Genomic DNA, 12538 nt, shown 5'->3' on the forward strand with positions numbered 1-12538 from the left:
TCTCTCAAGTGGTGAAAGAATGAACACAATACACGTCCTGCATCCGCCACTTTCTCTCAAGTGGTGAAATAAAGAGATAAACAAGCCGACGAAAGTCGGTTTTTTTGTGTCTAATATCCATGTAGGAGCAGGTTTACCCTGCGATCTTTTACGAAAGTTAAATATGACGACGCTCGGAGGTTCACTCTCCACAATACACGTCCTGCATCCGCCACTTTTCCTCAAGTGGTGAAAGAATGAAGGTAAAAACAGGCGGTCGGAGGTTCACTCTCCACAATACACGTCCTGCATCCGCCACTTTCTCTCAAGTGGTGAAATAAAGAGATAAACAAGCCGACGAAAGTCGGTTTTTTTGTGTCTAATATCCATGTAGGAGCAGGTTTACCCTGCGATCTTTTACAAAAGTTGTATATGACGACGCTCGGAGGTTCACTCTCCACAACATACGTCCTGCATCCGCCACTTTTCCTCAATTGGTGAAATAAAGAGATAAACAAGCCGACGAAAGTCGGTTTTTTTGTGCTTAAATGTATCGTGTAGGAGCAGGTTTACCCTGCGATCTTTTATGAAAGTTGAATATGACGACGGTCGGAGGTTCACTCTCCACAACACACCTCCTGCGTCCGCCACTTTTCCTCAAGTGGTGAAATAAAGAGGTAAACAAGCCGACGAAAGTCGGTTTTTTTGTGTCTAATATCCATGTAGGAGCAGGTTTACCCTGCGATCTTTTACGAAAGTTAAATATGACGACGCTCGGAGGTTCACTACTGCATGATTAAACTCCCGAAATACTTTTCATTTTTTTTCTGACTGATACCCTAATCGCGTATTTATTTAGAGAAAGCGTTATATGTTTCAATCACTCAGAATTTTATTACTACTTGTTTTTTGTTGTGTTCCTTTAACTGTTGAAGCGCTTACATTAGGTGCTGAGCGCGCAGAAGAGTATTTACCTGTGTTAAAAGGTAAGCGCGTCGGATTAATCGTAAACCAAACATCCCGCATTGACGACCAACATCTAGTTGATTACTTACTTAATAAAGAAGTGGATGTTAAAAAGGTCTTTGCACCGGAACATGGTTTTCGTGGTAATTATGATGCGGGTGCTAAAGTAGATGATGCAACAGATGTGAAAACTGGGCTACCAATCATTTCGCTTTATGGTAGTAATAAAAAGCCAAGGCCTGAGCAGCTCAAAGATATCGATGTGCTTATTTTTGATATTCAAGATGTGGGGTTGCGCTTTTATACATACATCAGCACTATGCACCTCGCGATGGAAGCCGCAGCCGATGCAAATATTGAATTTTGGGTTTTTGATAGGCCAAATCCAAATATCGCATATGTTGATGGCCCATTATTAGAAAAACCATTTCAATCTTTTGTTGGTATGCATCCCATTCCCGTATTGCATGGCATGACTGTTGGCGAACTGGCGACTATGATTAAAGGAGAAGGGTGGTTAACCTCGCTTACAGCGCCACAGTTACGTGTATTTCCAATGCGAAATTATAGCGGTGCCACCGAATACAGATTGCCGATACCACCAAGTCCTAACCTACCAAACCAACAAGCAATCTACTTGTATCCATCTTTGTGCTTTTTTGAAGCGACACCTATTTCTGTTGGTCGTGGAACGGATTTTCCATTTCAAGTTTTTGGCTATCCAGATCCTAAATTGGGTGAGTTTCAGTTCACTCCCCGACCAGTACTAGGTGCGGCTTCCAATCCTAAATTAAATGGTGTGACTGCGTTTGGACAGGATTTAAGAAACAGCAATGTACGAGGTTTTGATCTAACTTGGTTTGTTGCTGCATATGCACAGTTCAAACACGAGAATAAAGCGTTTTTTCAGTCCCCCGATTTTCTCGATAAGCTTGCAGGCACGGACAAAATCCGCAAAGCCATTGAATCTGGCCAATCGGCATCAGAGCTGAGAAAACTGTGGCAGCAGGATGTACAAGATTTTTTAAAGCAGCGGAAAAAGTATTTATTATACCCGAGACTGTAACGGGTTTTTGCTAGAGGTAAACGGCAGCACGAGTCTGCCGTGAGTGGCTTAAGTCTTACTCGCTACGCAATACTTGCATGTTTTCATTGGCCTTATCCACGCGTTTTTGCCAATGCAGGTTTGATTGTGCAAGTGCCGTGAATAAAACGTCAATAAGGTAGGCTTGAGAAGTACGAGACAGCATACCTGAATGCTTAAGTGGCTCCCCTTCATTGATGCAATATAGTATCGCATCTACCATTTCCGCGAGTGAGTGGCTACCATAACGTGAAATGGCAAGACATTTACAGCCATTATCCAGAGCTTGATTAGTCAAGGTTAGCAAGCTCTTGCTGGTTCCTGTATTGCTGATCACAATAAAAAGATCGTCTTTCCCCATCGTTGCAATAAAGCTAGAGGCACTGATTTCATCGACCTGAGCAATTGCCGGAATACCAAGCTTTTGGAGTTTCCAAGTTAAATCTTGGGCCATAGTGAAGGTACTACCAAGTGCACATACGATGACTTTTCGTGCGTTTTTCACCAACTGAATTGCGTTCTCAAACTGTTTTGCTGAGTTAAGTTTTCGAGTTTCGGAAATAACATTTTGCTGTTTTAGTTGTAATTTATCTGCGATTAACTCGATTGAGTCATTACTGGAAATTAACTCATCAATTGCTGCGCTGGTATCTGTTTGCTCGTTGAGCGCATCAACGACGGCAAGTTTAAATGCTGGAAATCCTTTATACCCCAGCTTTTGGGCAAATTTTACGACGCTAGATTGGCTGACACCGGCTTCGCGTGCCAGCTCAACGGAGGAAAGCGCACGGATTTTATCGCCCGAGTTCAAGGTAAAGTCAGCAAGCTTTGCTTCACTATTTGAGAGTGATGGACGAAGTGCTTTTATTTTGACAAATGTAGACATACGATACTCAATCCGAACTAAATTAATCTGTCCATATTATAGGTTCAATTGGAACGTTACGATAGACCAAAAAGGAATATCATTGCACAAAACACACTCATTGTACCAGTATTGGGGTTAAATGTTGACTTAAATTTAATTTAGTCGCAAAGACTTGGTGTTTTAAACCGCTTAACTTAAGCTAAGTGTTTTGAATTTATAGACTAAACTATATGGCTTGGTACTCGATTTTGCCACCTTTGATTGCGATTGCAGTCGTGTTTTGGCGTAAAGAAGTGATTATCGCTTTGATTTTAGCGTTAGTTTCTTCCGAATTTTTATTGGCTGTACATGGCCAGCAGTCGCTAGTTGCTGGCACATTTGTAGGCAGTATCGAACGTGTTATTGAGGTTGCGACATCGGCAGGTAACAGCCGGATCTTGATTTTTAGCATTGTGATCGGTGCATTGCTTGCCTTCATCCGAGAGTCAGGTGGGGTTGCTGCAACGGTGAATATGCTGCTTAATCGAGGCGTCGCTAAGAGTAAGCGTCAGGTTGGCTTACTGACCATGTTTACTGGCACGGCTGTGTTTATCGAATCAAATATGAGTGTACTAACTTCTGGTATTGTTGCGAGGGGACTATTTGATAAGTTCAAAATGAGTCGGGCTCGTTTGGCTTATATCATCGATAGTACTAGCGCTCCTGTATGTATTTTGATTTTGCTTAATGGTTGGGGTGCTTATGTGCTTGGATTGCTGAGTAACTACGAACTTGAGCAGTCGGCAGTGAGTATTTTATGGGGTAGTGTCGCGTTTAATTTTTATGCGATTATTGCACTGTTAATTGTTCTCTATACGATTGTCTTTGATAAAGTTCATGGACCGATGAGGGCCGCAGAGCAAGAGTTAAAGCACCATACAGCTGAAATAAGTAGTGGGCCAAGTGCCACCAAATCGCGTTATATGCTGATCCCTTTATTAACGCTGATTGTAAGTATGATTGGATTTATGTTTTGGACAGGCGATGGTGTATTGGCAAATGGTAGTGGTTCTAAGTCAGTACTTTATGCCACAATTTTAGCTTCAACCGTTGCGTACCTGCTGCTTTTAACTGGTAAGAGATTTAGTCATCACGAGCTAATGGATGTTGGCTTTAAGGGGATGGGGGAGCTGCTGCCATTGGTAAGCATTGTGTTACTCTCTTTGACTCTAGGTGCAAGTCTAAAAGAGTTGGGAACAGGGACTTTTGTTGCGTCTTTAGTTGGTGACTATCTGCCTATTTACTTGATAGTACCTGTACTCTTTATTACAGGTGCAATCATGTCATTTACAACTGGCACATCATGGGGCACCTTTGCCATATTAATACCGATTGGTGTGCCACTGATTCAAGCGCTTGGCTTGCCGCCGTCGCTTGTGCTTGGTGCTATTTTAAGCGGTGGTATATTTGGCGATCACTGCTCGCCTATCTCTGATACCAGCGCGGTATCGGCACTGGCATCAGGGTGTGACCTACTGACTCATGTTAAAACCCAATTACCCTATGCACTGGTGGGGGGCGTATTAGCTATTATCTGCTTCTTTATTGCCAGCCTTATTATGATTTAAGAGCGCCTGTTAGGGGCAAGCCAAAACTTGGTTGTGCCCCGTACTTTCAATAGCAATAATTTGTCCGTTGTTGGCGGTCGACAGTGCTAGCATAACTGGCGTATTAAAATTAATGACACTGGTTTTTGGTTGCGGCATGGCGCTAAGTAAGCTCTGTTTTAACTCGATGAGGGTATGGGTATTACACTCTTCAATTAACCAAGCATCATCGTTAATTGCAACGAGTCGACCGTAACGCTGTTCTTGAACTTGTTGTTGCGCAGCCTCAAATCTAGCATCCAGCACTTTTTTCTGTTCATCTATACGGGCAAGATACTGGCCTTGCTGTAGCTCATGCGTTTCGATGTGTTGAAAATCTCCATAACTGACTAAATGAGCATTTGAGTTATATTCTTTATCAATATCAAAATGTTGATTTTGATACCATAAGGTGAAAAGTAAAGCGACTGAACAAGTAACCGCGCTCCACTGCCAAGTTTCTATACGACCCAAATAATGATGGGCAAAGCTAACTAGTCGCACCTTGATGCGAGTAGCCAAAGTTAACGGTTTTTCCTGCTTGTTAGCTTGGTAAGCCGCTTTTAACTTGGCGTCAAATTTGTCTAAATTACTCATGATCTTCACCCACTTGAGACTTTAGAGTCTCTTTTGCGTATCTAATTCGAGTTTTTACAGTCTCTTGTGTGGCCCCTACAATTTGTGCTATTTCAGCTAAGCTGAACCCTTCTAACTGTAAGCTTAGCGCCTCTTTTTGTAATAAAGGAAGTGTAGCAATTTGCTGGTATAGCCACTGTTCCTCCGATGTTTTTGTGAACTCATTGGAGTTGGTCATACCTACTTTACTATCTGTCAACTCAGAGAGTTTACCTGACGCCCTGATTGAATCGATTAGCAAGTTACGTGCAATGTGAAACAAGTAAGCCTTGGGGTGACCCTGTTGTCGATAAGCGCTTTTCTTTTCGATGACTTTTAGCCATGTTTTTTGACATATATCTTCTGCCGACGCCGCCTGTGTTTGTGTTTTTAGAAAGTGAAATAAATCACCTTGATAGCGCTCAATGACTTGCTCTAGGTATTTTACTTTACCCGTCGTCGCATATTCATAAAGCGGATCTTCTACGTTGCTGGTGGCGCGAGCACGCCACATTTTCAAGCTACTCAGCATAGGCAATCCTAAGTCTCAAGGGTCAACAGACCCTAATATCAATAAGCTAAATTAACCTGAGCTTCGGATAATTAATGCCTTTCTAGCAGCCAGTTTTAGCGCTAACTGCGTTGAATTCACTTCCAATAGCCAGCTATTGGTGCATAAATTCGCCTTGTTATCCCTAAAACTGTCAGGCTAGATAAGGGGATAATTTAATGTGGTATTAAAAACAATGAGTTAGCTCATTCCTTATCCAAACCTCAGGTTAAATTAAGAAGTTTACTTCGTGACTCAGCGACTCAAATTGATTACGTATCAATGGCTGTTATTTTTCCAGTGTAAACTCTAATACAACGCGCTGAGCGTATTGCGGCTGCGGCTTTCCATCAACAATAAGTGGTCTATACTTCCATTTCCTGAGTGCTCTGACAGCAGCCTGATCAAATACTCTTTTAGGCTCCGCATTCGTCACTTTAACATCAATCACTTCGCCTTGTGGAGAAATGGCAAACTCCATTTCTACCCAGCCTTCCACTCCATCTCTAGCAGCCGCGGGCGGATAGTTAGGGTTGCTTCTAACAAGTGGAGTCGCTTGCCCATCGGTGGAGAATTGCAGCGTCATTGTGTTAGTAAACTTACCTAAATCTACGCTAGGTGTCTCGCTACTAATTTGTAGATTATCTCCTGTATCAACGATATTTTCAGTCGGTCTAACTGGGGCCGTTATTGGTTTTGGTGGTTCTGGCATTACCCTTTTTTCTTCGACTGGAGAGTCCTCTCTATCCGTTGCAATAGTAAGATCAAATACTTCTATGTCGACAATGGGGGGAGTGAGTTCCTGAGAAACTAAGTTTTGCATAAAGCCAAAGGTGGCAAAAGTAATAATAACTGCGCCAACAAGCGATAGTGCGAGTTTTGGAATTGCTGAATTAGGCTGTTGAAGAGTGGCTAATGTCGTCATGATTTTATCCCTGTTATATTGTTTTCGTATATAAAACGTTTGGGTAACTGAAACGGGGTGAAAGTTTTTAGATTTTTTTGATATGTATCTTGGTTTGGCTACAGGCCATGGATTACAATGCACGAAGAGCAGAGCACATTATTTAATTTTTCGTGATCATAGGTAGTTATGAAGTTAGTTGAGATCAATAAAGCGCGTTATCGCAAACATTTAAATCAAGTAATTATTGCTTGCGTTGTGGCGCTAGCACTCGGTAGTTTAGGGATTGCTCAGTTATTGATCCAATTATTTCCTGATGTAGATGGTAGCCATTTTCATTGGAATCTAACTGGTGTAGTAGTGACCTGCATCGTCATTGGGCTCGTGCTCAAAAAGCATAAAGCGCATCCCTTTATGACTGAAGTCAGTTATGTGTGGGACTTAAAGCAATCATTGAACAAAATCACCCGTAAAATGGCGAAGTTAAAACAGGCTGCGCAGCAGGGGGATGTGGACGCGATGACGGCGATTCAGTATAGCTATGCGGGATCTCGTCAGCTATGGCAATTGGATGACAACACCGTAACGATGGATGATTTGGCGATGTGGCAAGCAGAGCTGGATTCACTGGCTAGCAAGTATCAAGTTGAAATAAAAGCAGAAAACTATAAAGAAACGATATTGAAACAGTACTAACAAAGCGGCTTGTTTCGGCGTTAAACTTTTTCACAATTTTTAATGTGACACTAATGTGTCAGAACGGTAATATAACAGTCAAATTTTCTATTAAAGGAACACTTTGAACTGTGCTATTGCATCATCGGTTTCACCAGTTCGGCTGGTTGGTTCTTATCAACTCTCTTTGCTCAATCTTAATTACCATAAATGTTGTAAATACCAACCCTGTTGATTATCAAGGACTGACATTATTTTACGTTTCCGTATCAACGTGGAGCCATATGGCTTTACTCACAGCGTTAGTGAGTATTGTTGCTATGCCTTTAGTATGGTTACAGTCAAATAAAGTGAGATCCGTATGCTTTGCTTTATTTTATGCATTGTTTTTCGTAGCACTTATTGCAAATAGCTTGTGCTTTGAGCTTTACAAGTTTCATATTAACGGTGTTATTGTCGATATGCTGCTTGCAGGCCAAGTCATTGAGTTCTCGCCAATTGCATGGGCTCAAGCGGTAGCCATTTTTGTTATGATATTTGCTTTCCAGTTTTACCTGTTAACGTGGTTAAGTAAGCCCCGAGCCGTAATGCAGCTGCGCTTTGGTCGAAAGTTCACTAGCGTAACCATTATTGCCCTGTTGGCGAGCAATACAATTCATGCTTGGGCAAGTGCGACGGTATATCAACCGATCACAGGATTCAGTAAGTATTTACCCCTCTACAAACCTGCAACAGCAAACTCTTTTTTGCGTAAATATGATTTGCTAGATGAGGCTGCATTGGCGCAGCAGAAATCAATGTCTTTAACACAAGGGCAATTTAACTATCCTTTACAACCTATTGAAGTAGAGTCAGTTAAAAAGCCTCTTGATATTGTTTTTGTGGTACTGGATTCATGGCGGTATGATGCTTTCACGGCACAAGTTACTCCCAATATTTGGCGGTTCTCACAACAAGGTGTGGTCTTCAATCAACACTTCTCTACTGGAAATTCTACACGAACAGGGATCACCGGACTGTTTTATGGTTTGCCAGGCACTGCTTGGCAGGATATTTACAACAATCGAGTTACGCCATTATTGATGGATAGAATGCGCGATTTGGGTTATCAATTTGGGGTATTTTCGTCTGCACAACTTGTTCGCCCTGAGTTTAATGAAACCGTGTTTGCTCGCATTAAGGGGCTAAAAACGCATACAAAAGGTGATGACGTATTAGCTAGGGATGAGCAGATCACCAAAAATTGGGTTAAATGGTATGCTAATAAAGATCCAAACCAGCCGTCTTTCAGTTTTCTCTTTTATGATGCAATCCATGGCTACGCAGTTCCTGAGGGTTACCATGCCGGGTTTGGGCCAATGCACGGCCCCATTAACCATATGTTATTGGACAACGATTATGATAGAGAACCAATTTTAAATCGTTATCTTACCAGTACACACTTTGTAGATAGTCTTGCTGCATCGGTATTAGCGCAGCTTGATATAGAAAATACACTGGTGATTATCACATCAGATCATGGTGAAGAGCTTAATGACAACAAGCTTAATTACTGGGGACACAATAGTAATTTTACTGAGCCGCAGATAAAGGTGCCATTTATTGTTGTAGGACCAAAAAGCGAAAAGTGGCAGCATTGGCAAGCCTCAAATGTGGTAACCAGTCACTTAGACGTCGTGCCGACGTTGATGAATGAGTACTTAGGGGTTAAAAACACACTTGAAGATTATAGTACGGGTTATAACTTAACCGGAACAGTTAAAAAGAGAAACTGGCTATTACTCAGTAGCTACAATAAATATGCGATTGTGAGTAAGCAGCAAATTGTTGAAGTCTCGCCCATGGGAACTTATGAGATGCTCGATGAAACTAACCAGCCAGCTGAGCAAGAGCCAAACTTTGAATATATTCAAGAGGCAATGCAGCAGATAAGCCACTTTCAGTAGATAAAAGAGGATTAGGTGTGCTGGCGGACTGTCGTGCTAACTTGAGCGGTATAACTAAGCGCTTAACGAGTAAAATTGAAAGGCGTTTTTCTTGTCTTTTTTAACCGTATACATGGCGACATCGGCACATTCGATTAATTGGCTTAGCTCAACCGCGTCTCTTGGGTAGCTTGCAATACCTATGCTCGCACCAACTCGCAGTGGAAGTAATTTCCCTTCTGACGTTTGCCAAATCATCTCGGTGTTTATCGCCCCTAACAGGTTTTCAGCGATGCGCTGCAATTTTTCATTTTTAGCGCAGTGCAAGGCAATCAAAAACTCATCACCTCCCCAACGACAAACCACGTCTTGTTCTCTCACCTGAGCACTAATTTGAGTGGCGATGTGTTTTAACATAGCGTCACCGGCGTTATGGCCATAAATATCATTGATTGGTTTAAACTCATCTAAATCAATAATAAATAAGCTAAACGGAGTTTCGTTATCTAACCACTCGTTGATCTTGATTTCAGTACCATGGCGATTGTAGAGGCCTGTTAGCTTATCGCGGTTAGCCTTTTTATTGAGTTCTTGAAACACAGTTTTTCTAAGCGTGATATCTGATAAAAACACCTGTAAATAGAATTGCCCGCTACTTTCCACTCTAAGCATGATGACACTCAGCCAAACAGGTTGTTCGGTCATGGGGTTAATAAACTCAAACTCTGACTGAGTTGGCTGGTTAAGCTCCAAGGTATGCTCCGTAAAGGTGTAGAGAATATCCGGAGTTTTGCAGTAGCGACCAAAACTTTCGGGAAAATATTCATCAAGGTCAATTGCCATGCCTGCCAGCAAATCACAAGCGGCATCATTAGCTAAGATCACTTCACCTTTGTCTTTTACCAGTAGGGTGGGAGAAGAGGAGCGCTCAAACATCAGCCTAAAGCGCTTCTCAAGTATTTCAATATCAGCTCGCAGTTGGCGCTCTTGCTCGAACATGGAAGCGGTTTTAGCAATAAGTTGATTGGTATTGCTCGCAATATCACCAATTTCACTTGATTCATGCCCCCTAGGCACGACTAAATCCAATGGTGTTCCAGGAATAACCCTAGCAATTTGACTACTTAAGTTACTCAGGGGTTTTGTAACTATAAAATGTGTAACAACGGTGAAGATGACTAAGATTGGGATGATGACAACCAACAAAGTTTGAACACTTGAACGGGCGATATCTCTAGCACTTTGCTCGATAAAAACGGAATTTGGTTGAATATAGATCTCACCAACAATTTCACTCAATAAAAACGGATGATTAAGCGAAATAATGGTCGCATTTTGCGATTTAAATCCTACACTTTGAGCGAGCCACTTATCCTCACTTTTTATTGCGGCCGAAGAGATAACGTCGTTACTGACTAGGCCATTAATAACTTCTACAGCAAGGTCTTTGTCATTGAGATAAGTGGCAATAGAGGAAGACGACGACACGGTTTGGCCAATTTGCCCAATAATAGTATTAGAACGCCGAAGTTCACGCTCAACAATATGGTCGTGATATAACTTAGCGTAAAGCATTGAAAAAATAAAAGTCGAGACAACAAGCACGAGTGCTAGCCGCACGATCAGCCCATATTTAGTCATCGATTTGATAAATTACCTTCACATCACCCGTCACAAAGTCTGCTGGAACATAGCCGATTGCATTTGGCGTATTTCTGATATTTTCAAGTATAGTCGACGGTGAGGAAAATGACTGTGGGGGAGAAACTTTGCCGCTGAACTTTATTCTTGACCAATAAGCATTGATTTGGCTTTCATTGCGTCCTGTCAGTGCCAAGAAAAAAGGACCTCTTAAAGGGTGTGATTTTTCGTAGTCATAGGTCACGGCCATATCGCCGTTGGGAAAGGCAACGTATTTTCCCATGTACATGTCGATGAGTTGGCGCTGCGATATTGACTCGATGGGGTTGTCTTTGTTAACTATGACGGCAATATCAGCTGTTGCTGAAATTGGGTAAGAAATCAGGAAGAAAACAGCAGTAAGTAACCTTTTCATCAGAACACCCAATTAAAGCTAAGTGTGAAGGTGTTAAAAGAAAGGTCGGGATCACTAAATTGCTCAGTATCGTGAAGGTAAAAAGCGCTGGGCAAATGGTCCGCTGATGTATGCTTCCAATTGAACTTTAGTGCTAACGTCGGGCTCAATTCGCGTCGCCAAGTTAGTGAGGTGCTATGCTGATCCAGTTGATAAAAACCAGAGTGCATGGAAGCAGCTTCGTATATTTGTATTAATTCAGGTAATGGGACGAGCGGACCGGGTTCTACACTTGGCTCATTATCGGACTTGGCAACTGAGTAGGTGAAAGACAAAGTGTTTAAATCGAAGCGCTTGCCTAGTGTGATATAAGCTGCTTTTAGGCGGTTGAGCACGCTGGAATTTGAATCCGTCAGCGATAATTCACTTTGTACCAACCACTTCGAATCATCATATCTCATACTGAGTGCGCTATAGGTGAAGCGCTTGTCGATAATATAAAGAGAGTCGATAAGCTCATTTTTGGTTGGCCAAACTTGTAGAGGAACTTGCGCGAGAGCCTCACGTAACTGCTTTTGCTGTTCATGCTCATTAGCTGCTTTTGTTGTTGTATAGTTGGCTCTAAACAGCCAATTTAACGTTTCGTACTGTACCGCTACACCCAAGATAGATTTAAGTTCTACATTCCAAAAAAACTTATAATCGCTGTAGATAGGCGATTCGGAGCGGCCCCAATATGCTTTGATGCTGGCGATGCCCTGATCAAGCGGTGCGCGATACTGCAAGTCAACGCCATCTAGGTTTTGGTGAGGAATAATAGAATAAAACTCGACAGGCGGATGTTCCATATCCATTGAATAGCCAATATCCCGATATTCAGTCATCAAAAATAGGTCTAACCCGGTGCGTCCGGCACGAAATTGCCAGTTCGAATTTAGGTTGTAGCGTAGAAAAGCCAGTTTTATTGCATTGTTGACTCGGTCATCGTGTTGCTCTTTTAATAGCAGTTGCCCAACAAACTCTACATTATCATTTGCATGCCACTCTGCCTGTAGGCCCAAAGAAGAAAATGAAAAGTCGAGCTCATCTTTTTCCACACCGTGCGGATGTGAGATGGATTCTCTGATTTTGGCGGTATGGGAGTCTGTTTTAACCGCCTTGAGCGTAGCAAAGCCACTGAAATCAATGTCAGAGCCGTAGCTGAATGTGGTTAAAAATAGTAGGCAGATAAAAACAGAGCGCATGAGTTATAAATGTTTTCGCTTTCCTTTTTATATAGCCTAGTTCGAATTTTGACATTTACCAATGCGAT

The 12538-nt window shown here is 42.1% G+C and carries 11 protein-coding genes; 4 read left to right on the forward strand and 7 right to left on the reverse strand.

Features of this window, described 5'->3' with window-relative positions:
- Positions 1-850 precede the first annotated feature (850 nt).
- Positions 851-2011, forward strand: a complete 1161-nt coding sequence (locus tag DS891_RS11880) for an exo-beta-N-acetylmuramidase NamZ domain-containing protein (RefSeq protein ID WP_174169896.1) — start codon at positions 851-853, stop codon at positions 2009-2011.
- 55 nt (positions 2012-2066) lie between these two features.
- Here DS891_RS11880 and DS891_RS11885 read toward each other — a convergent pair whose 3' ends face one another.
- Positions 2067-2915, reverse strand: a complete 849-nt coding sequence (locus tag DS891_RS11885) for a MurR/RpiR family transcriptional regulator (protein WP_174169897.1) — start codon at positions 2913-2915, stop codon at positions 2067-2069.
- Positions 2916-3127: 212 nt separating this feature from the next.
- On the opposite strand from DS891_RS11885, the gene DS891_RS11890 reads away from it, so the two are divergent.
- Positions 3128-4504 carry a Na+/H+ antiporter NhaC family protein gene (locus DS891_RS11890; RefSeq protein ID WP_174169898.1) on the forward strand — a complete coding sequence of 459 codons (1377 nt, stop codon included), beginning with the start codon at positions 3128-3130 and terminating at the stop codon, positions 4502-4504.
- A gap of 9 nt (positions 4505-4513) precedes the next feature.
- Here the strand turns inward: DS891_RS11890 and DS891_RS11895 are convergent, their stop codons facing one another.
- From DS891_RS11895 to DS891_RS11905, 3 genes are all read right to left on the reverse strand, one after another.
- Entirely contained in the window at positions 4514-5119 is a 606-nt protein-coding gene (locus DS891_RS11895) for a hypothetical protein (protein ID WP_174169899.1), read from the reverse strand.
- Positions 5112-5669: an RNA polymerase sigma factor gene (locus DS891_RS11900; RefSeq protein ID WP_010606200.1), complete on the reverse strand. Its 558-nt coding sequence runs from the start codon at positions 5667-5669 to the stop codon at positions 5112-5114. The genes DS891_RS11895 and DS891_RS11900 overlap by 8 nt, the downstream gene beginning before the upstream one ends.
- A gap of 307 nt (positions 5670-5976) precedes the next feature.
- Entirely contained in the window at positions 5977-6612 is a 636-nt protein-coding gene (locus DS891_RS11905; RefSeq protein ID WP_174169900.1) for an energy transducer TonB, read from the reverse strand.
- A 168-nt stretch (positions 6613-6780) separates the two neighbouring features.
- Between DS891_RS11905 and DS891_RS11910 the strand changes: the two genes are divergently transcribed.
- Together DS891_RS11910 and DS891_RS11915 are read left to right on the forward strand one after the other, a co-directional pair.
- Positions 6781-7287, forward strand: a complete 507-nt coding sequence (locus tag DS891_RS11910; RefSeq protein WP_174169901.1) for a DUF3087 domain-containing protein — start codon at positions 6781-6783, stop codon at positions 7285-7287.
- 110 nt (positions 7288-7397) lie between these two features.
- Entirely contained in the window at positions 7398-9212 is a 1815-nt protein-coding gene (locus DS891_RS11915) for a DUF3413 domain-containing protein (RefSeq protein WP_227386931.1), read from the forward strand.
- 54 nt (positions 9213-9266) lie between these two features.
- Here DS891_RS11915 and DS891_RS11920 read toward each other — a convergent pair whose 3' ends face one another.
- The 3 genes from DS891_RS11920 to DS891_RS11930 are packed head-to-tail and all read right to left on the reverse strand — an operon-like array spanning position 9267 to position 12470.
- On the reverse strand, positions 9267-10832 hold the full coding sequence (locus DS891_RS11920; RefSeq protein WP_010606204.1) for a sensor domain-containing diguanylate cyclase: 1566 nt from the start codon (positions 10830-10832) through the stop codon (positions 9267-9269).
- Positions 10825-11247 carry a hypothetical protein gene (locus tag DS891_RS11925; RefSeq protein ID WP_010606205.1) on the reverse strand — a complete coding sequence of 141 codons (423 nt, stop codon included), beginning with the start codon at positions 11245-11247 and terminating at the stop codon, positions 10825-10827. Before DS891_RS11925 ends, DS891_RS11920 begins: the two co-directional genes overlap by 8 nt.
- Entirely contained in the window at positions 11247-12470 is a 1224-nt protein-coding gene (locus DS891_RS11930; RefSeq protein WP_174169903.1) for a hypothetical protein, read from the reverse strand. Before DS891_RS11930 ends, DS891_RS11925 begins: the two co-directional genes overlap by 1 nt.
- Between the last annotated feature and the right edge of the window lie 68 nt (positions 12471-12538).

Origin of the sequence: Pseudoalteromonas sp. JC28 (genome assembly GCF_013319255.1) — a bacterium.
Classification (GTDB): Bacteria; Pseudomonadota; Gammaproteobacteria; order Enterobacterales; family Alteromonadaceae; genus Pseudoalteromonas.

Coding starts and splice junctions, on each gene's coding strand:
- DS891_RS11880 (WP_174169896.1), top strand. CDS start 851: ATGTTTCAATCACTCAGAATTTTATTACTACTTGTTTTTTGTTGTGTT.
- DS891_RS11910 (WP_174169901.1), top strand. CDS start 6,781: ATGAAGTTAGTTGAGATCAATAAAGCGCGTTATCGCAAACATTTAAAT.
- DS891_RS11930 (WP_174169903.1), bottom strand. CDS start 12,470: ATGCGCTCTGTTTTTATCTGCCTACTATTTTTAACCACATTCAGCTAC.
- DS891_RS11925 (WP_010606205.1), bottom strand. CDS start 11,247: ATGAAAAGGTTACTTACTGCTGTTTTCTTCCTGATTTCTTACCCAATT.
- DS891_RS11890 (WP_174169898.1), top strand. CDS start 3,128: ATGGCTTGGTACTCGATTTTGCCACCTTTGATTGCGATTGCAGTCGTG.
- DS891_RS11885 (WP_174169897.1), bottom strand. CDS start 2,915: ATGTCTACATTTGTCAAAATAAAAGCACTTCGTCCATCACTCTCAAAT.
- DS891_RS11920 (WP_010606204.1), bottom strand. CDS start 10,832: ATGACTAAATATGGGCTGATCGTGCGGCTAGCACTCGTGCTTGTTGTC.
- DS891_RS11905 (WP_174169900.1), bottom strand. CDS start 6,612: ATGACGACATTAGCCACTCTTCAACAGCCTAATTCAGCAATTCCAAAA.
- DS891_RS11895 (WP_174169899.1), bottom strand. CDS start 5,119: ATGAGTAATTTAGACAAATTTGACGCCAAGTTAAAAGCGGCTTACCAA.
- DS891_RS11900 (WP_010606200.1), bottom strand. CDS start 5,669: ATGCTGAGTAGCTTGAAAATGTGGCGTGCTCGCGCCACCAGCAACGTA.